This window comes from Bradyrhizobium zhengyangense, assembly GCF_022012555.1.
Taxonomy (GTDB): Bacteria; Pseudomonadota; Alphaproteobacteria; order Rhizobiales; family Xanthobacteraceae; genus Bradyrhizobium; species Bradyrhizobium zhengyangense.
In genome coordinates, this window is sequence record NZ_JAKLTZ010000002.1 from 23786 (window position 1) to 43436 (window position 19651).

Annotated in this window: 16 protein-coding genes and 3 pseudogenes; 7 read left to right on the plus strand and 12 right to left on the minus strand. The window is 58.8% G+C overall.

What is annotated here, in order from left to right:
• Positions 1-430: 430 nt before the first annotated feature.
• Entirely contained in the window at positions 431-877 is a 447-nt protein-coding gene (locus L6639_RS05335; protein WP_237859533.1) for a cupin domain-containing protein, read from the minus strand.
• Positions 878-998: 121 nt separating this feature from the next.
• Between L6639_RS05335 and L6639_RS05340 the strand changes: the two genes are divergently transcribed.
• Positions 999-2534 (plus strand): winged helix-turn-helix domain-containing tetratricopeptide repeat protein, encoded by a 1536-nt coding sequence (locus L6639_RS05340; RefSeq protein WP_237859535.1) that lies wholly within the window; start codon positions 999-1001, stop codon positions 2532-2534.
• 758 nt (positions 2535-3292) lie between these two features.
• Here the strand turns inward: L6639_RS05340 and L6639_RS05345 are convergent.
• Together L6639_RS05345 and L6639_RS05350 are read right to left on the minus strand one after the other, a co-directional pair.
• Positions 3293-4623, minus strand: a pseudogene (locus L6639_RS05345) (transposase).
• A gap of 409 nt (positions 4624-5032) precedes the next feature.
• Positions 5033-5794, minus strand: coding sequence for a molybdate ABC transporter substrate-binding protein (locus L6639_RS05350; protein WP_237859537.1), 762 nt, complete (start codon positions 5792-5794; stop codon positions 5033-5035).
• A 255-nt stretch (positions 5795-6049) separates the two neighbouring features.
• On the opposite strand from L6639_RS05350, the gene L6639_RS05355 reads away from it, so the two are divergent.
• From L6639_RS05355 to L6639_RS05365, 3 genes are all read left to right on the plus strand, one after another.
• Positions 6050-7057 (plus strand): NAD(P)H-dependent flavin oxidoreductase, encoded by a 1008-nt coding sequence (locus L6639_RS05355; RefSeq protein ID WP_237859539.1) that lies wholly within the window; start codon positions 6050-6052, stop codon positions 7055-7057.
• A 206-nt stretch (positions 7058-7263) separates the two neighbouring features.
• Positions 7264-7659: a cupin domain-containing protein gene (locus L6639_RS05360; protein WP_237859541.1), complete on the plus strand. Its 396-nt coding sequence runs from the start codon at positions 7264-7266 to the stop codon at positions 7657-7659.
• Positions 7660-7719: 60 nt separating this feature from the next.
• On the plus strand, positions 7720-7884 hold the full coding sequence (locus tag L6639_RS05365; protein ID WP_237859543.1) for an alpha/beta fold hydrolase: 165 nt from the start codon (positions 7720-7722) through the stop codon (positions 7882-7884).
• 988 nt (positions 7885-8872) lie between these two features.
• Here L6639_RS05365 and L6639_RS05370 read toward each other — a convergent pair.
• Positions 8873-9121 (minus strand): annotated as a pseudogene (locus L6639_RS05370) (dihydrolipoyl dehydrogenase); the annotation flags it as partial.
• 311 nt (positions 9122-9432) lie between these two features.
• On the opposite strand from L6639_RS05370, the gene L6639_RS05375 reads away from it, so the two are divergent.
• The 3 genes and pseudogenes from L6639_RS05375 (at position 9433) to L6639_RS05385 (ending at position 11919) form a co-directional block, all read left to right on the plus strand.
• A complete protein-coding gene (locus L6639_RS05375) occupies positions 9433-10161 on the plus strand; it encodes a LuxR family transcriptional regulator (RefSeq protein ID WP_237861280.1) in 729 nt (242 codons plus the stop codon).
• Positions 10162-10245: 84 nt separating this feature from the next.
• Entirely contained in the window at positions 10246-10878 is a 633-nt protein-coding gene (locus tag L6639_RS05380; RefSeq protein ID WP_237859545.1) for an acyl-homoserine-lactone synthase, read from the plus strand.
• 82 nt (positions 10879-10960) lie between these two features.
• Positions 10961-11919, plus strand: a pseudogene (locus L6639_RS05385) (LysR family transcriptional regulator).
• Here L6639_RS05385 and L6639_RS05390 read toward each other — a convergent pair.
• The 8 genes from L6639_RS05390 to trbE form a co-directional block, all read right to left on the minus strand.
• Positions 11886-12131, minus strand: coding sequence for a DUF2274 domain-containing protein (locus tag L6639_RS05390; protein ID WP_237859547.1), 246 nt, complete (start codon positions 12129-12131; stop codon positions 11886-11888). The pseudogene L6639_RS05385 and the gene L6639_RS05390 sit on opposite strands and share 34 nt — an antisense overlap.
• A gap of 4 nt (positions 12132-12135) precedes the next feature.
• Positions 12136-13347 carry a TraB/TrbI/VirB10 family type IV secretion system protein gene (locus tag L6639_RS05395; RefSeq protein ID WP_237859549.1) on the minus strand — a complete coding sequence of 404 codons (1212 nt, stop codon included), beginning with the start codon at positions 13345-13347 and terminating at the stop codon, positions 12136-12138.
• The gene (gene trbG, locus L6639_RS05400) at positions 13344-14378 is read right to left on the minus strand and encodes a P-type conjugative transfer protein TrbG (RefSeq protein WP_237859552.1); all 1035 of its coding nucleotides are present in this window, start codon (positions 14376-14378) and stop codon (positions 13344-13346) included. Before trbG ends, L6639_RS05395 begins: the two co-directional genes overlap by 4 nt.
• Positions 14375-15058 carry a conjugal transfer protein TrbF gene (trbF, locus tag L6639_RS05405; RefSeq protein ID WP_237859554.1) on the minus strand — a complete coding sequence of 228 codons (684 nt, stop codon included), beginning with the start codon at positions 15056-15058 and terminating at the stop codon, positions 14375-14377. The genes trbG and trbF overlap by 4 nt, the downstream gene beginning before the upstream one ends.
• 79 nt (positions 15059-15137) lie before the next feature.
• Positions 15138-16361 (minus strand): P-type conjugative transfer protein TrbL, encoded by a 1224-nt coding sequence (trbL, locus tag L6639_RS05410; protein ID WP_237859556.1) that lies wholly within the window; start codon positions 16359-16361, stop codon positions 15138-15140.
• Complete coding sequence (trbK-alt, locus tag L6639_RS05415; RefSeq protein WP_237859558.1) at positions 16358-16729, minus strand: putative entry exclusion protein TrbK-alt; 372 nt, start codon at positions 16727-16729, stop codon at positions 16358-16360. Before trbK-alt ends, trbL begins: the two co-directional genes overlap by 4 nt.
• Positions 16729-17457, minus strand: a complete 729-nt coding sequence (gene trbJ / locus L6639_RS05420) for a P-type conjugative transfer protein TrbJ (RefSeq protein ID WP_237859560.1) — start codon at positions 17455-17457, stop codon at positions 16729-16731. The genes trbK-alt and trbJ overlap by 1 nt, the downstream gene beginning before the upstream one ends.
• Entirely contained in the window at positions 17454-19637 is a 2184-nt protein-coding gene (trbE, locus tag L6639_RS05425; protein WP_237859562.1) for a conjugal transfer protein TrbE, read from the minus strand. The genes trbJ and trbE overlap by 4 nt, the downstream gene beginning before the upstream one ends.
• Between the last annotated feature and the right edge of the window lie 14 nt (positions 19638-19651).

The window sequence follows — 19651 nt, forward strand, 5'->3', positions numbered from 1 at the left end:
TGTGGCAGTTGCCCCCCTAGGCCACCCAACCTCTGCAGAGGGCTTCGACATACTTCATATAGTGTCACCGGTGTTTGAAGAACGAATTGGTCACAGGCGGCATCAGGTTCGCGTAAGGAAAGATCAAGCCTAGCTTTTCACCAGTCAGCCAGATAGCGGATCTCAGCTGTCATTCCGCCCCGGCGACGATGCATCCGGATTATGGCCACTATCCGCCCGAGATCGGCACTCCGCAAGCGACTCCCATCACTCAGTTTTTCGCAATTTGACCCTGGCTGCGTAAGAACTCAAAAATCAAAGCGCGAAGAATCATATTTCCCCACCCACCTGAAGTTTAATCCGCTTGCGCGTTGAATGGCTAATCGAACGCACTCCCGTCGAGCTGCTCGACGGGAGTTGGCACTTCGACTAACGCCCATCGGCGGGCGGTTCACGGTACTCTGGCGTCCATTTCGGGATACAGAACCACACTTTCCTGTGCAGTGGGTTCGTTGCGGGTACCGATACAGACCGCCGGTTTCTCTCCCCGGTTTACGGCAACATGCAGCACATTTGCCGGAATGTAGATGTAGTCGCCGGGCCGCACCAGCTCCCGATGCTGCAGCTGATCTCCGGTCCACATCTCGATTTCGCCGCTGAGCAGGTAGAGAGCAGTGTCGTGACGCTCATGCACGTGTGCCTTCGTTCGCACACCTGCAGGAAGAGTCACGATCCCGAGAAACAGGACCTTCGAGCCGACCGTCTCTGCGCTGACGCCCGGTTCATAGTCCGACCCTTGTTCCGACGTGTATTTGGCACTGGCCCTGACCACGGAGGCCTTTTGGGCGGCTCCGACCCGCATGTCCTCAAACCTGGTGATTTCGCTTACCGATGTCATGAAATCCTCCTGTTCGGTGTCATGAAAACAACGAGCACAGGATCGCTGAGCCGCTCACCAAAAGTCTTGAATGGACAGCCGAAAACTTCCGAAATCTTGCGAACTTAGCTAAGCTGCGCGAATGTCTACCAAGATCGCCTTTGGTCCGTTCGTCCTCGACGTGGATCGCGGAACGCTTGTCCGTGAAGGCCGTCCAATTGCCCTTAGCAGCAAGGGCCTGCAGCTGTTACTAACGCTTCTTCGAGCCCCCGGGCAGGTGATATCCAAAGCCGATCTGATGCGGGCCGCCTGGTCAGATGCTGCGGTCGAGGAAAGCAATCTCTCAGTTCAGATTGCAGCGCTTAGGAAACAACTGGGTCCGTCGCCTGATGGAGGGGACTGGATCGCAACGATCCCGCGTGTCGGATATCGGTTCATCGGCAGCATTACTGCACAAGCCGGCACCGATGGGGACAATGCGCCGACGACCGAGCAGGAGCACCGCCCATCAATCGTGGCATTGCCATTCAGCAATCTGGGTGGCGATAAAGAACAAGAATATCTCGCGGACGGCATTACCGAAGATATCATCACCGCGTTAACGCGCTTTCGGTGGTTCTTCGTGATCGCGCGCAATTCCAGCTTTGCCTACAAAGAGAGATCGGTCGACATAAGGCAGGTCGCACGTGAGCTTGGCGTCCGATACGTCCTCGAAGGAAGCATCCGCAAATCAGGCCCGCGCGTGCGGATTTCCGCGCAGTTGGTCGATGCTACGACGGGCAGTCATATCTGGGCGGAACGATACGACCTTGAATTAACAGAGCTTTTCGCCATTCAGGATGAGATCGCAGAGCGTGTCGCGGGCGCGATCGAACCGGAGCTACTCAAAACCGAAGGAGTCCAGGCCGCCGCTCGTCACACGGGCAATATGACGGCTTGGCATCTGGTGCGTCGCGGCACCTGGCATTTCCATCAGGTCACGCGCGAGAACCATCTCAGAGCACGGGAACTGTTTCGCGAGGCCTGCAGGCTCGATCCCGAGCTGCCGGAGGCGCATATCTGGCTCGCCCGTGTCAGTGGCGGCGTCGTTCCTTATGGTTGGGCGGAAAATCCTGGCCTTGAGCTGCAGGAGGGGTTGCAGGCCGCGCTCAAGGCTATCTATCTCGATGAGCGCAATCCCTACGCGCATTACGCCTTTGCAATCGTCAGCATCTTCTCAGGACAGCTCGAGCAAGCGATCCGAGCAGCTCGCAAGGCCATCGAAATCAGTCCGAGCTTTGCGCTCGGGCATCTCGGTTTGGGAATGGCCCTCCTTTTTAGCGGACGCGCGTCAGAGGCGATCTCTCCCCTGGAACACGGGCTGCGACTTAGCCCTTACGATCCGCAAAACTTCGTATGGTTTAATATGCTTGCTTTGGCCCGTCTTTTTGCCGGAAGGCCAGAAGGGGCGCTTGAGGCTGCAATCCGAGCTCTTCAGGTTCGACCGGACTGGTGGACCACTTTGGAGATTCTCATTTGTTGTTATGCCAAGCTGGATAGATGGGACGAAGCACGCGACTGCGCCCGCAATATGAGGAAAGTCGACAAGCAACCGGGGGATGTCCTGGCCGTTCTAAGGGCGAAGAATCCGAGCTGGACAGGGCAAATGAGCGATATCCTGCTAAAAGCTAGCGAGTAGCCGCGGCGTGCAGTCGGCCTAAGTTCTGGCCAGACACATTGCTCAATCGACGTAATTAGCCGCGCTATGATTGGCTAAGAAGTTGAGGTGGCTTCCCCAGCGCTCCCCCAAGCGACTACCGAGCACCCTAGCCACTTTGGATCTAGCGGCTTTTTGAGGCAGAACCTAACCTTTAGAAGAGCGAGGTCGAAAGGCTGCGACCTCCCTGCCTAAAGCGTGATGGCATTAAGTGTTAATCGGCGTACGGTTTGCCCCCCGTATTGCCGCATCTGCGAATGTTACCGTGATGGCGGCATTGGCGATGACGATCCGATGTTGATTAATCGGTCGCGCCAGATCGCTTTCCCGACTTGCTTGTCGCTTCGTTGCGTGAGCCAATGAACACGGCCGGTTGTGCGCTTCGGTTCACAGCAATTTGCAGCATGTTTGCGGGAATGAAGATGTAATCTCCCCGACGTACGATGTCGCGATGCTGAAGGAAGTTGGTCGCCGGTCCACAATTCCATCTCATCGCCGCTGAGCATGTAGAGCGCGGTTTCGTGTACACTCGTGCACATGGGCCCGCGTTCGCTGCCCGGCCGGAAGCGTGATCATCCCGAGCCAGAGGGATTGTGAGCTGCACTCACTCCGGGCAGGTAATCGCTGCCTTGTTAGTCGGTGCTAATTTCTGAAATTGGCCTCGTATGCTCTGGCCGCCTTTCCGACAGGGCGGCGACAATGCATCGGCACTAACGCCTGATACACAAAGCAACGAGACGCTACGCAACCCGCAACGGGGATTTATCCGGCGGTTGGATCGTCAGCTTGGCGAGGCGGCGCAGGTTCTGAGCGATCGCCGCGAGCGTGAACTCGAACTGGGCGCCTGCCGGCCCCCTCAGTCTCAGTCGGCCCATCCGAAGGATCCGCTCAGATGGGCAAAGAGCATCTCCATTTTCTTTCGGTCGCGGCGCGTCTGCTCATAGGCGGCGGTCTTGGCAATGGCACGAGCGTTGTCGCGCGCCGCCTCGTGAATATGCCGCGTGATCTTGCGGCTCGGTGATTTCGGACAGCACCTCGGCTTGAGCGGACAAGAGCGGCAATCAGTGACGCGTGAGAAGTACGAGACCATGTTGTCGCCGCGAGCTTTGCGCTTTCTGTTTGACCTCGACGCGATCTTGCCATTGGGGCAGACGTAAGAATCTTGCCCGTTGTCGTAGATGAAGTCCTCCCGGCTGAACGTGCTATCATCGCGTTTCGACTTGTCAATGACCGGTACATGCGGTGCGATGCCCTTCTCATCGACCAGAAAGTGAAGGTTGGGCGCCGAGCCGTAGGCCGTATCGGCGACGATCCAGTCCGGTTTGATCCCGAACGTCGCCTGGGTACGCTCAATCATGGCCTGTGACGCGCCGACTTCCGCCTGCCGGATTGCCCGGGATGCCTTCACATCCATGATGATGCCGAACTTCACGTCGATGAGGTATGTCGGCGTAAGCATTGCTCAACGCACCGGTCCATTGCGCTGCCGGATCGGCAGGAGCCACGAACTTCGGCATGACGTCGGTCGCAGCGCCCCACGCCGGATCGTCGAGGCTGGCAAGATAGTCCTGCACGGCCCGTCTTGCCGTCGCCGGGTCGAGGTCGCGGCTCCATTTGCTGCCGGGCGTCGAACGGCACTTGTTGGCGTCCGCGGCAATCAGGCTGGCATCGACCGCGCGCCGCTGCCGCCAACAAGATCAGCTCGGATGCAGGCTACGACGACGCGCTCGAACACGCGGCGAAACACGTCGTGCTGCCGGAAGCGCTCGTTCCGGGCGCGTGTGAAAGCCGAGTGATCGGGAATCTTACCTTCGATCCCGAGGCCGCAGAACCAGCGATAGGCGAGATTGAGCTGGACCTCGCGGCAAAGCGCGCGCTCGGAGCGAATGGCGAACACGTACCCGAGGATGAGCATCCGGATGATCAGTTCCGGATCGACCGAAGGTGGTCACGTATGCGAGTAATACGGGGCGAGTTCTGTTCGAGCCCAGGACAGATCTAGCACGGCAGCGATCTGTCGGACCTGGTGGTCGTCCGGCACTACGGCCTCGAGATCGAACGCATAGAACAGTTGGCTCTGCTCACTCTTGCGACGCCCATCATCGAACTGCTCCGTCGATGGCCCCTCAGAACAACGGAATCATGGTTCGGTGCGCCGCTCAAGCAGTTCTGCAACAAAATCGGCCCTTCGCTGCATTAGAGCGTTGCGGCGAGATTGTCCGGGGTCGGGGTAAAGCGGAAGCTCCCACCGCTGGTCAAAACGACGTTGCTGACCCACACCGGACCTTCTCGGGCCGCCTGCCATGGTTCCTCACCAATTTCGCTTTGGGTTTGCGAACCTCAATCTCGGAGGGTTCCCAAGGCCATTTTTTGTTTTCGACAGCGCGATGCAACAAGCACATGTAAAGACGGTCGCGCCGTGCAATGGGTCCGTAGAGCGTGCGCTGCCGCGAGCACCCCTCTCCTGACGTCCAATGCTTTCAGCCCGGCGTCATTCCCTTCGCTTTGATGATGGCGCTTGCTTCTGGCGACTTGAGATACCCGAGCAGCGCTTTTGCGGCATCTCCTTGCTTTGTGTCCGCGGCAGCAGCACCCGTAAAGACAACTTCTTGCTGCAGGTCCGCAGGGAATGGGCCGACGACCTCTAGTCCGGGGGCGGTGAGCACATTTAGCAAGAACACGCCCAGCTCAGCTTCGCCCTTTTCAACTGCCGCAATGATTTCGGCTGGTGCCGCTTTTGCTTGAAGCTTGCCCTTGATTGCGTCGGTCAGACCAAGTCGCTCGAATGCTTTCGTTACTTGCGCGCCTGCAGCGCTTGCCGGCAGTGTCGCAATCGACCGTGCTTCGAGCAGCGCAGCCTTAAAAGCGTCAGGTGTGCCGATGTCGGGCTTCGGAGCGCCAGCTCGCACCGCAACACCGAGGCCGACGCGCGCAACATCGGATGTAGTGCCGGCGGCGAACTTTGCACGTGCTCCTGCGTCCTGCATCACCTCGACCGGCACGACGCCGACGTCGAACGCCTTTCCCGACGTCGCCTCCTTGATCAAATTTGGGGTGGTGCCGAAGAAAATGTCGAGCTTGTGTCCAGAGGCCTGTTCGAACTTTGGTTTCACCTCGGCCCACACCGCGGTCATCGCGCCGCCCGCCAGAACGCGCAGCTCGGCTGCCTGACCCTTCTCGCCCAGAAATGTAAGAAAGATTGACGCGAGGAATGCCGCGCGCGCAAAACTCAACACAGTCATGATGTGCTCCCCACACGAGTTCACGCAGCTTAGCAGTTCCGACTGATCAGCGCCAATTGCCTGCGTGCATGCAGCGAGTCGCCCGGAGGGCCGGAAATGGCCCGAACGCGAAGCGCTGTTGGACCCGAGATCGTCCGCTTCCTGGGATAGAACGGAAAGGAATGCCAAGCTCGCCGAAGGGAGCAGTTGACCCAAGCCTGTCGCGAAAAACGCTATATAATGTTTCGCACATTTCATTGCTTGTTGGAGAGCGTTATGCTTGCTGGCGCGTCGCTCAGTACACCATTCACCCGGCTTTTTGGTATTCGGCACCCAATCGTTTCAGCTCCCATGGGGCGGGCGGCCCCACCAGAATTGGTTGCCGCCGTGACGAATGCTGGCGGTCTCGGCGGCTTGGGGCTTACTTGGGATAGTCCGCAACGGATCGTTGAGCTGGTTACCAAGACGCGGCAATTGACGAACGATGGACCTTTCTTGGCGAACTTTGTGCTCGAATGGGATCAGCACGAACGGCTGGATGCTGCCCTGTCTGCAGGAGCTCGTATTGTCTCATTCTTCTGGGGCGATCCAGCGCGATATATAGATCGCGCGAAGGCAGCTGGCGCGATGGTGATACATGGCGTCGGAACGCCGGATGAGGCGCGCAGAGCGGTCGAACTTGGCGTCGATGCGATTGTCGCCCAAGGCAATGAGGCAGGCGGCCACGTCTGGAGTCGGGTCTCGACCATGGTCCTGGTGCCGCTTGTTGTTGATGCGGCAGGCGGGACGCCAGTGCTCGCCGCTGGTGGAATTGCTGATGGACGCGGGCTGGCGGCGGCCCTCGTGCTTGGCGCTTCCGGCGCCTGGATAGGCACCCGTTTTCTGGCTTCGCCGGAAGCCGCGTATCATGCAGACTACAAGCAGCGCCTCGTCGAGGCAGCTGCCACCGATACGGTTGAGAGCGTGCTGTTCGATGGCGGGTGGCCGAATGCGCCGGGTCGCGCGCTGCGCAATCGAACTGTCCAACTCTGGGAGGATGCGGGTCGGCCGAAGTCCGGATCGCGTCCCGGAGAGGGCGATGAAATTGGTCGCACACCAGAGGGCAATGTCGTTCGACGGTATGCGATCGCGAGTAAGCTCAGCGGCGGCACTGGATCCATCGATGATTTTGTTATTTGGGCTGGCCAATCCGTAGGGCTGGTGCATAATATTCGGCCGGCGTCGGAAATCGTCACAGACGTTGTGCGTGAAGCCAGCGAGATATTGGCTCGTAGCGCCACGTAGACGTAACGGTATGACTGCTATTGGCCCACCTGCGAAGTTACGCCGCGTCTAACGGAGGTCCGCTCGTCGCGCCAGAGCGGACTAGATTTGCCCAAGCTGAGTTCTTCGCAGTTTGACCCATAACGGCCAATTATCCGTTTCCGTGTCGCATTATTTGTACGATAGTGGCAGCGAGCGTTCTTGATTGATCATTTGGATGGGAATTCATGGCGAGTACTAAGTCTCCGATAGTCAATTCGTATTCGGTTCACGAAGATCAATTGAAATGGTTCGATGTGCCCCTCGTAGCGGGCGGAAAAGCTGCGGTACTGTTCGGCGATCCTACCAAGGCTGGAACAGTTGTCCTGCGCTTTAAATTCCCACCAAATCGACAGACACGTCCGCACAGGCATCCATACGCTGAATACACAACAATTCTGAGCGGTAAAGTTTACTACGGCGAAGGCGAACAATTCGACACCTCAAACCCTGCAATCGGAAAGGCCGGTACATTCGCCGTCGTGCCTGCGGGTCAAGCGCACTTCGTATGGACCATGGACGAAGAAGCCATCGTACAACTTCAGTTCGAAGGTCCATCCAGCACAATTTTTGTCGATGCGTAGCAAAGCGTTTTCCTATCCTGTTTTGCGATGTTTGTTATGGCGTTTAGCACGGCGGCTACGATGGCTGATGAAATTAAGCGGGTATCAATCAACGGCTACAAGCTTGCTTACGTCGAGCAGGGTCAGGGAGAGCCAGTTGTTTTCGTTCACGGCGGATTGCAAGATTATCGCATGTGGACTGAGCAGCTTCCAAAGTTCGCACGGCATTATCGCGCCATCGCGTAAGGTGAACTTGGAGCTGCGCGCAACCGAAGGTGCGCTTGATAACCTGAAGTTGCTAGAGGATCCCGACTCGGGGGTTCAGATCGCGTTCGTGGATAGCGAGTCGAAATAACGCCGTTTCGCCGCGGCACCAGATGTAGCCAGACCATGATAAAGGGCCCGCCGATCGCGCCGGGCCAAGTAGAGGGAGGAAACGAAGATCGGATATCTTTCGCAAACGCCGAGTGCGGAATTCGATCGCGGAAATCTAACGAACGACATCCAGCAGCAATACTGTCGTGCACATCAGACCGCATTTTGTGCTGAAGTCCGCAGCTCTCAGCGCCATTTTCGGCATTTGACGCGAGGTACGATTTCGACTGCACCAAAAAGCGCGCGCGAAACTTGAAGGGTCCCGATCACCAGGCTCCGCACGTCCAGAACAGCTCATTTCATCGCCCGGCTCAGATCTCGCAATGCCCGCGCCGCCATACCTGCTTTTGCAATTCAGAGTTCCCAATCGCCGAGGGTTCTGCCGAGGATTACTGCCTGGGTTCGCGTTGCGATGATGAGTGTCCATTCCTTTAAATCGCGCGCTGACGAAATCGCGCCTATTTCCCGGGGTGCTGTCCTCGATCGTCTCTACTTAGCGCGCGGAGCGTCTTTCTTCTGAAACTCGACAGGTCGAACAGGAGCCTAGGCACTTTTTCCAGCGCCATCGCCTTGCCTTCGATTGCGAGATGTAGAACTCGCACCAATCTGGCAAGACCGAGTTCTACAAATGCGACCGAACATGCGGTCATTCCCAATCCTGAGCTGGCTGTCTACAATGACGATGGATGCTGCTAGATCAGGTCTTCTCTCCAGAACGACGTATCGACATGCCGCGGCAAATTCCTCCTCCTGAACGCTCAAAGGTACCTTGACCTCCCTCCGAGGAGTTCCCGCCATATTCGGGTCCCATATGAACGATCGGCAGCGAGACACCTGATGCAGTTCATGTTTTGAATTTCTAGTGGCTCGCGCGCTTGGTCAACCTCTTCGCACCCGGCAACACATCCGTGCAAACACCTTCGTACTTCGGCAGCTAGGCCTATTGTTTCTCCGAACGTCGGATGCGGATGAATGGTTTTGCTGATATCGATTGCATCGGCGCCCATCTCGATCGCCGGACAGGTTCTCCGATCATGTCGCCAGCCTGCGGGCCAACAATCACACCGCCGATGATCCGGTGAGTCTCTTGGTCGATGATTAGCTTGGTCGGCAAACTGGCCTTTCTGGCCGGTCAACGCAGTGTCCCGACAGATGCAGGCTCCTGGCCAGTTGCATAGCCGCATCACATTCGGCGCTTTGGGGGTGACGGCTGCGATTTCGGCACAAAATGCCGGGGGCGTTATGAGAATAGGCAAAGACAAAATGTACGAGGCACGACGTTGTGGTGTTTCGTACAAGAGGGTTTTGCCTTGACTTCACCGGCCGCGAAGCGCGGCTCTTTGGTCACTTGTTGTGGGCACAATCAACGAATTGGGCGAGATCTCTGCTCTCGCACCATGCACGGCTTGCTTGGCAGCGATGCACCGCATCTTTCAAAATTTCATTGATCTCCTAGCGACCGCAGAAGATCTCCAAGACTTCTCCAAAGCCATGGCGGACACAGCGACCGCTTTGGACCTATCGTGTTTTGCCTATCTAGCCCTCCAGCACTCAAGCAAAGTCAAACCGCGCCTAATCTCTACATATCCATCGCGGTGGGTAGCACACTATCTACGAAATAATTATCAAGTGCTTGATCCCGTCATCGGAGAAGCTCTTCGAAACCCCGAGCCCTTTCGGTGGGGGGTTAATTTCAACTCGAAGTTCACATCGAAAGCACAGCATCGGCTTTTCGAAGAGGCCGCGGAATTCGGAATCCGATTTGGCTTTACGGTGCCCATTCACGACGGCCACGGCCCCATCGCTGCATTGACCTTTGCCGTGGACCAGAACCGCCCGCAATTCGAACGGTTCATTGAATCGCATGAACGCGTTCTTCAGCTTATGGCGATGTATTTCCATGCTCATACCCGCCGAAAGCTGGTGAACGTAGACGATATAGAGGGGGTACGCCTATCACCGCGTGAGTTCGAATGCTTGGAGTGGGCAGCTCGGGGCAAGAGCGCTTGGGAGATTGGTTGCATTCTCGGCATCTCGCGCAACACAGTTGCCTTCTACCTAGAAGGCGCGAAGAAAAAGCTTGGTGTTCGGACGATTGTGCAAGCGGTAGCCCGCTTAGCCGCTGTGAAAATAAAACAGCAAAATTAGGGGCGCAGCCCCCTACAACTACAGGTACTGACTTAAGACGCGTGATCCGCTCCAAAGGTGACGATGTACACCGTTGGAGGGACTATGATTCAGCTAATCACACCGTCCTTATATGGACAGTTCGCCGAGACACTTGCCGAAATGCATCGGTTACGGTATCGCGTTTTCAAACTTCGCATGGCATGGGACGTTCAAACCAGCGGCGACATGGAGATCGACGATTTCGATGCACTGCATCCCGCTTACCTAGTCCAGCTATGTGACAACGGGCAGGTGCAAGGCTCCGTACGCCTCCTCCCGACACTTGGCCCGACCATGCTTTGCGACACCTTCCCTACGCTTCTCGAAGGTCAACCTGCGCCGTCAACTCCTCTCGTTTGGGAAAGTAGTAGATTCGCGATCGATGTTGCTGCCGATGCCCCCAAGGGTGATCACGGTCTTACTCGTGCTGTTTACGAGCTATTTGCGGGAATGGTAGAGTTCGGGCTCTCAAGACAACTCACTGACATCGTTACCGTCACAGACGTCCGTATGGAGCGAATCCTTAGACGAGCGGGTTGGCCCCTGCGGCGCATTGGCAATCCTTCCGCAATTGGCAACACCTTAGCCGTGGCGGGTTACCTCGAGATCTCGCGCGATACCCTGGTCACCCTTCGTAGAGCCGGCGGGCTTTCGACACCGGCCCTTTGGACGCCAGTAATTTTCGCGGCCGCGTAGAACAATGCAGGCCAGTACGATATGCCCGTTCCCGCCTAGAGCGGGGACGCCGCGTCTTGCGGTTCGCTACCGAGCTATAAACATGACGGAAATTGAAACTAGGAACGGTCAGCGGAACGCGGCGAGAGCTGTTGACCTGCAACAGCTTCGACTTGCGGTTGCCGCTTCTGACCATGGAAGTTTTCGACGAGCCGCAGAGGCGCTTTCAATCAAACATACCGCGTTCAGCCGTGCTATCGTCCAACTTGAGCACCTCGTGGGAGCTTCACTGTTTGAGCGTTCAAGTGGGGGAATCAAGCCTACGTTGACCGGCCGCGCAGTTTTGCGCATTGCACGACTGATTCTGGAGCAGGTCGATATGCTCGTTGACACCGGAAGGTCCGGTGGTCGCGGCGATACTGGGCATCTTGTCGTAGGCTTCTTCACATCCATGTCCACCGGCAATTTGCGAGCGACGATAGGTGAGTTTAAGAAGCTGTTCCCGGGCTTGAACTGGCAACGATGGAACGCTCACACTTCCGTCTGATGACTGCCCTCCGTAGCGGAACTGTCGACGTTGTCGTTAGCCCTGGACGTTTACCTTCAAAGGACACAAGATCACTATTGCTCTGGAGCGAACGCATCCTGATCTCGTTGCCGCAGGATCACTGCCTTGCAACACGCGAGATCATCTATTGGACCGATTTGCGTAACGAAAAGATCCTTCTAAGTGAATATGATCCAGGACGAGAGCTCGAGGATCTCTTGATTTCGAAGCTGGTATTGGCCGACGATCGGCCCAAGGTAGAACGCCATGACGTAAGCCGTGGCATTATCAAGAGTCTGACGAGTATGGGCATGGGACTTAGTCTGGCTATGGAATCGGATATTGGTGCAAGCTTCGCTGGCCTTGTGTACCGGGAGTTGCAGGACGGAGCGGGACCAAGCCGGGTGGACTTCTATGCGCATTGGCGCGACGACAATGAGAATCCGGCTCTGAAGCGTTTCCTCAATCTGTTGGCAGAACGCTATCCCTCACCCTCGCCGGCTCTTGGGGAATGACCAGATCGTTTCGCTTTTGCAAATCCACGGTCCGTGGCCATAAAGCGCGCCAGCATGGGCGCGATCAGCTTTGCCGGGTCGATACGCTGCCCACTTTCGCGCGCCAAGGCCTCTGCATAGGCGACGAGATCTCGATGCACTGACGCTGGAAGCTCAGTGGCGACCTTGACCGGCTTGTCGTCGGGCAGCGCTCCTATTCTAAGCTTGGGCATGGCGTTACCCTCCGTATGGCACAAGTATGAGGTCACGATTGACGAGAACGCGAACTGGAAAACCAGGTCGCACGGTCAGAGTAGGCTGGACGTTGAGACTGCGCCGAACCACCTGTTGTCCGGTTTGATTCAGCGAGTCCGAGGCGCCGTGTCGCAATGCCTGGATGATGGTGCTGTCGTTGCTATTGGTATCGGAACCTGCTCCCAGTTCCGTCCCGACTGCCAAGAACGTCGATAGCGCCGCAGCCTTGAACAGCTCGCCCCAGTGATTGTCGACTTGGTCCTCAAGACCGGCATACCCGGCAGTGTCGGCGCCAGGCTGCCGCTCGAGAACGATTGAACGTCCGTTCGGCATGATCACCCGGGTCCAGACGAGCAGGACTCGGGACTGCCCGAAAGCGACCTGGCTGTCGTAGATGCCAACCAGACGCGCTCCCTGAGGCACAAGCAGGAAGCGGCCGGTCGGCGTATCGAAAACATTCTCGGTAACTTGCGCGGTAATTTGGCCTGGCAGGTCCGATCGGATCCCAGTGATCAGCGCCCCTGGAATGACCGTTCCAGCCTGCACGATGTAGGGTGAAGCGGGCTTGGTGACGCGGTCAGGGCTTACCGTGCGACGGTCCACGGAGGCGTTTACGAAGGCAAGCTTGTGGTCCTGACCGCTTTGCGCAGATCCATCGTCGCTAGTGCTCGTTACGCTCGGCGACACGACGCGCTCGCTGCCAACAGCCGCAGCGGAGGACGGACGCACTTCTCGTCCATTGGTCGAAGCGAACAGATGGCTGATGCGGGCTGCTTCGGTCTCTTGATCCCGCCGCTGCTGGTCCGGATCAGCGCCGCTCGTCGGCAACTGCCCCTGAGCAGCTAGGATCGGTCGACCGAGGTCCCCGGGGAGCGGCGGACCAAGCTGCGCAATCGGCTGGCGCGGAACGCCAGCGTAGTCCTTCGGCAGCGTCGTAATGCCATCGGCGACATTGTGATGGTCAGTGCTGTAAAGCTCATCGGCCGCCTGGCTTCGGGAACGATTGCCCTGCAGCGACCACAAGACCGCTCCGCCGATTACAAGCAGGGCAACCGCGCTCCCGCCGGCCAAGACCTTCCGCGACAGCCGTGTCACGCGCGGATGCTCTGCTCTCAAGCGGAAGCTCCTGGACTGTTCCTCCGGTGTAGCCGGCGGAGTACCTTGCTGGTGATCGGCTTCGTTCCGGGTATTCATGACGACGGCCTCCCGTCGGTCCTGACAATCCTAACCTTCTGCTGGTGTTCACGACCAAGCCGCAGTTCGGCGGCCGCAAACAGCCGATCGACGATCAACACGTTGCCGTAGGCGCGATAGTTGACGAATTCGGTCTTGCCGTCTGGACCAATGACGAAAAGCGGAGGCATCTCGCCTTGCACGATCCCCGCCGGGAATTCGATGTAGACCTTGCGGCCATCATCATATGCGGCGAGCGGCCGCCAAGGAGGACTGTCCCCTTCGATGGCATAGCGGGAGATGCGCTGCGCCGGATCCGGAAGAACGGGCTTCAGAGCGACCGAGCGCGATCGTTCCCGTGTAGTTTCTGGATAGTACCAGGCAACAGACGGCATGTATGGCCGTTCGCGGGAGCGGAGTTCGATCAGGTAGGTACGCCGATCGGTATTGACCACCAGGTTGGTCTCGATCGAGGCTCGGGTCGGCTTGACCAGGATATGGACCCGCCGTGTGTCGCCGCTTCCGCTTTCGGTGTCGCCGACGACCCAGCGGACGGTATCTCCGGCCGCGATCGGCCCTGATCCCGTCAACTGTTCTCCCTCCTCGAGCGCGATATCCGTGATCTGCCCCGGCGCGGCGTAAATCTGATAGAGCGCCCCGGGACTGTAGGCGTAGACTTGCGCCGCGTTGAAATACCCCCGCTTGCGCGGTTCGACCCGGGCTGCGCTGTTCGCGGTCTCAACCCGGCTCACGGGTTCAGGGTCTTCCTCCCCTCCCGACTTGCCGCCGAGAGCGGGCTTCCAGAGGGGTGGAACGTGAAGCGGTCGCGATCCGTCGTCGAGGGCTACTGGAGGCGCCGGCAAGGGAGGGACTTCAGCGTCATAGCTGATCTCCGGTGGGATGTAGGTCGCGCACCCTCCAAGCGCCGACGAGCAGAGCAGAAGAGCGGACAGGAATGCCCGTTTCGAGATCACGAACTCGGGCCAAGCCGAAATGAACCTGCTGTGCAGAAGGAAACATTTCGAATGAACGTCAGGGGGCATCTTGGTCACTGACTCAACTCCTTCGACCAGTTGATGGCACGGACGTAGACGCCGAGGGGATTCTTGCGCAGGCGTTCGGCATCGCGGGGCGTCTCGATGACGATCGAGAGAATTGCAGTCCAGCGCTCAGTCGAGCTCAACGAACCGTTGTCGTAGGTGCGCTGGGTCCAAGCCACCCGAAAGCTCTCCGAAGAGGCGCGAATGACGCTCGAGACTTCGACGGAGATTTGCGCCTTGCCGAGCTTTGCGAACGGGTCGTTGTTGCGCGCGAAGTCGTTGAGCGCAGCCGCGCCGCGATCGGTTGTAAACTCATAGGCCCGAAGCCAGTTTTGGCGCAGAACGATTCCGTCGGCAGGTAGGCTCCTGACATCCTCGATAAAGCGCGCCAGATGGTAGGCAATCTGCGCATCAGTCGGCTGATAGTCGATGTTAGCTGGCGCAACCCTTTGGGCCTGTCCAAGATGATCGACCTCAACCACCCACGGCGTGATCGAGCCTTGATTTGATTGCCAGACGAACCCACCCGCGAGACCGACTGAAAGCATCAAGCAACCGAATGCCATCAGGCGCCAGTTCTTCGCTTGCACTCGCGCCGATCCGATGCGTTCGTCCCAAACCTGAGCTGCCTTTTGATAAGGCGTAGTCGGCTCGGGCATTCGCCCGTAGTGTACTGATGATCGTTTGAACATCGATGGTTGCCCCTGGTATCGAGTGATCGGTTTCAAGTCGTGCGGTGGCTCGGATTTTGAGGCGCTGCCTGGTGAGGTGTCAGCGCTCTCCTTCAGACAAATCGACGGATGAGCCGCTGCCACTATGATCGCCTGAGCGAACCGCTTGGCCGGCTGCTGATGCACCGTGCCGAATAGTCTCGGCACGCTTCATGCGTCGCGCCCAATCGGGTTGCCCTTCGGCCGAAGTGCTCGCGGCCGACGCACCGGTTTCTCCACCTCCGCCGAGTGCGGCGGCTGCACGACGCAACGGGCTCATGGCAGCCGAGGCTTCGGCAACGCCAGCGCTGCCTTCGCTTCGATAGGTGGCGGACGCTCCACTCAAGACGGCGCCCCCGCCGCGCGCGGCCCCAGCAATCGCGCCTCCAGCGAGACCAACACCGCCGGCGGCAAGACCCGCGCCAGCCGCAACAATGCCGCCAGCAGCAAGGCCTGTTCCAATCGCGGCGCCGGCGCCGAGTTGAGGTCCGCCCGACACCAGGCCGTTTGCGATACCCGGACCGAAGATGCCGAGGCCGAGCAAGGAAAGCGCCGCGAGCACCAGCGTCATCGCGTCTTCGATGGTCGGCTGTGCACCGCCGAAACCTGCGGTGAACTGCGAGAACAGGGTGGAGCCGATGCCGACGATGACGGCCAGGGCCAGGATCTTGATGCCGGAAGATATGACGTTGCCCAGAACGCGCTCCGCCGCGAAGGCGGTCTTGCCAAACAGCCCGAAGGGAATGAGCACGAAGCCGGCCAGTGTCGTGAGCTTGAATTCGATCAGGGTGACAAAGAGCTGGATCGCCAGAATAAAGAAGGCGAGCAGCACCACGACCCACGCGAACAGGAGAACGACGATCTGGACGAAATTCTCGAAGAAACTGATATAGCCCATCAGGTTGGAGATCGAATCAAGCAATGGTCGGCCGGCATCAAGGCCGACTTGAGCGATCTTTCCGGGCCGCAGGAAATCCGATGCGGAGAGGCTTGCGCCTGATGCTTTCAGGCCAAGACCGGCAAAGCTCTCGAAGACGATGCGCGCCAGACTGTTCCAGTTACCGATGAGGTAGGCGAAGACCCCTACGAACAGCGTCTTCTTGACGAGACGCGCGATGATGTCCTCATCAGTTCCCCAACTCCAGAACAACGCTGCGAGCGTAATGTCGATCGCAGCGAGGGTCGTTGCGAGATATCCGACATCGCTCCCCAGCAGCCCGAAGCCGTTGTCGATGTAACGCGTGAACGTTTCCAGGAACTGGTCGATGATCCCCGTACCGGTCATGGTTTGCTCACCTCAGGCGCCACCAGTTTTGGATATCCCAGCGGGATCCGGCTTTGGTCCTTTGGAAATAGCGCCACGCCGGGGGCGGAAGCGTCGTGAACAGGAGTTGCGGCACGGTCGTTCTTGCCAAAGAAGCGACGGCGGTTTTCGGCCCAAACTTGCTTGCAACGCTCAAAACCCTCTGCTTGCTCCGCAGCGACGCTGCGGCAGCGCGCGAGGTCTGAGCTGGTTGCGTCTGTCATCTGCTCCGCTTTCGGCGGCGCGGGCGACTCGACACCACCGCGAAGCTGAATTGTGCAGGCAGTGACGACCAACACACCGACTGTCGTAAGCAGCGACAACGCCCTGAAAGCCCTGATGTCGGTCATTAGTGGAACATCTGCACGTTGAATGATTGATAGCCCTGCCCCGGTGTCAGGAAGCGCCGGAGCTGTTCGCGGCCCTGGTCCTGGGCCGCCGCGCGTTGCGCGGCTTCAAGGCTTTGCGCCCTGCCCTGCGCCGTCACGACAGCCGTGAGGTCGGCGAGCTGCTGCGCGTTCAATGCCAGAATCTGATTGCCGGCTTGTGTTGCCTGCAAGGCACCGCTAGCGCCTTGGCTTGAGCTAACGAGCGCGGAGGTCTGGACGCGGTTGGTGTCGAGGTTGCTAACGATGCCGGCCTGGACACGAAGCGCGTCTTGCGTTGCGGCATAGGAATTCTGCCAACGCGATTGAGCATTGGAGATCAGCAACTGGTTCGACTGGCTGCTTGTCGCTGGCGCGTAGTCGGTCGAGAACGCGCGATCGATCTGCTGCACGTCGTAGGCAATGCGCTGGGCCTGGGCCAGAAGTTGCTGGGTGCGCTGTATCGACGATTGCAGTTGCTGCAGCGACGAATACGGCAGGTTTGCCAGATTCCTTGCCTGATTGATCAGCATCTGTGCCTCGTTCTGCAACGAGGTGATCTGATTATTAATCTGCTGGAGCTCCCGCGCAGCCGTCAGGACATTCTGGACATAGTTGGTGGGATCAAAGACGATCAGCGCCCGTGCGGGCAGCGTAACGCCAAGCAGCAGCGCGAAGGCGGTCGTGGTCGCCAATAGGCCAAGAGGTCTCATAGCGACTTCTCCAGATTGACGAGATTGGGGATCAGATCTGTCGCCCAGGCGGCGCCACGATGCTGGAGCCAGGCAGGCACAAAGCCGCCGGGTCCATGTTCGGCGATGAGTTGCGTGATGGCGGCCTGATCTGTTTTGGAAGAGGCTGCGGTGAACGCGAGCGCAACCTCACCAAGGCCAAGTTCGAACATCCGGTTGCCGCGACGGGACTGGCAGTAGTAGTCGCGCTTTGGCGTGGCCCGGCTCAGAAGCTCGATCTGGCGGTCGTTGAGACCGAAGCGACGATAGATGGCAGTGATCTGCGGTTCGATCGCCCGTTCGTTCGGCAGCAGCAAGCGTGTTGGGCAGCTTTCGATGATCGCCGGCGCAATCGCGGAGCCGTCGATGTCCGACAGTGACTGGGTGGCGAAGATGACGGACGCGTTCTTCTTCCGGAGCGTCTTCAGCCATTCCCGGAGCTGACCGGCAAAATCTTCATCCTCGAGCGCAAGCCAACCTTCATCGACAATCAGAAGCGTGGGCCGGCCGTCGAGACGATCCCCAATACGATGGAACAGATAGGCTAGCACGGCCGGGGCCGCGCTCGTTCCGATCAAGCCTTCGGTCTCAAACGCCTGGACCGACGCCTCGCCGAGACGTTCGAATTCGGCATCAAGCAAGCGCCCGGACGGACCGCCGAGGCAGTATGGTTGCAAGGCGCGTTTCAAAGAGTTGGATTGGAGCAGGACTGACAGGCCCGTGAGGGTGCGCTCCTCCCTCGGCGCCGAAGCGAGAGATGTCAGCGCCGACCACAGATGATCCTTGACCTCCGGGGTGATCTCGACCATTTCCCGTGTCAGGATCGCGCCGATCCATTCCGTCGCCCATCCGCGCTCTGAAGGATCGTCGATCCAAGCCAGCGGCTGCAGGGCAACGGGGTTTTCGTCCCCGTCTGACAAGGCACCACCCAAATCGTGCCAGTCGCCACCCATGGCGAGCGCGGCCGCCCGGATCGAACCGCCGAAATCGAACGCAAAGATCTGAGAGTTCGGGTAACGGCGGAACTGCAGCGCCATCAGCGCGAGCAGCACCGACTTGCCAGCGCCTGTCGGCCCCACCACAAGGGTATGACCGACGTCGCCGACGTGGAGTGAAAACCGGAACGGCGTCGATCCCTCGGTCTTGCCGAACAAAAGCGGCGGCCCCTTGAAGTGAAGGTCCCGCGCCTCACCCGCCCATACGGCCGACATCGGAATCATATGAGCGAGGTTGAGGGTCGATACCGGTGGCTGCCGCACGTTCGCATAGACATGCCCCGGCAGGCTGCCAAGCCAGGCTTCGACGGCGTTCACCGTCTCGATCATGCAGGTGAAATCGCGGCCCTGAATGACCTTCTCGACCAGCCTCAGCGTTTCGTCGGCTGCACCGGGATCGCCGTCCCACACGGTGATGGTCGCCGTGACAAAGGCCTGTCCGATCTGATCCGACCCCAGTTTCTGCAAAGCCGCGTCGGCATCTATCGCCTTGTTGTGAGCGTCGGTATCGAGCAGCGTCGATGCCTCGTTGGTCACGACTTCCTTGAGGATGGCGCCGATGGACTTTCTCTTGGCGAACCACTGGCGGCGGATTTTGGTCAGCAGCTTGGTGGCGTCGGCCTTGTCGAGCATGATCGCGCGGGTCGACCAGCGATACGAAAACGCCAGGCGATTCAGGTCGTCCAGAATTCCCGGGGTCGTCGCGCCCGGAAAGCCGACGATCGTCAGAACCCGCACGTTCGCTGAACCCAACATCGGCTCGAGCCCTCCGGTCAACGGCTGGTCGGCCAAGAGTGCGTCGATGTACATGGGAACTTCGGGCACCCGAACGCGATGACGCTTGGTCGAGATCGTCGAGTGCAGATAAGTCAGCGTGTCCTGATCATCGAGCCAGGTGCATTCCGGCATGAACCCTTCGACGAGTTGAAGCACACGGTTTGTTTGGTCGATAAACCCGCGAAGCACCTCGCGCGCGTCGGCTCCGACGGTGCGGTCGCGACCTTCGTAAAGTAGTTGCTCTGCCCTGGCGGCCCCCTCCTCTGGAGGCAGATAGAGTAAGGTCAGGAAGTAGCTGGACTCATAATGGGCACCCGCCTCCTCGAACTGCGCCCTGCGTTCCGCGTCAACCAGCGCAGACGCGACATCCGGAAAGGAGTTAGGTGTCATTCGGCCTGCAATAT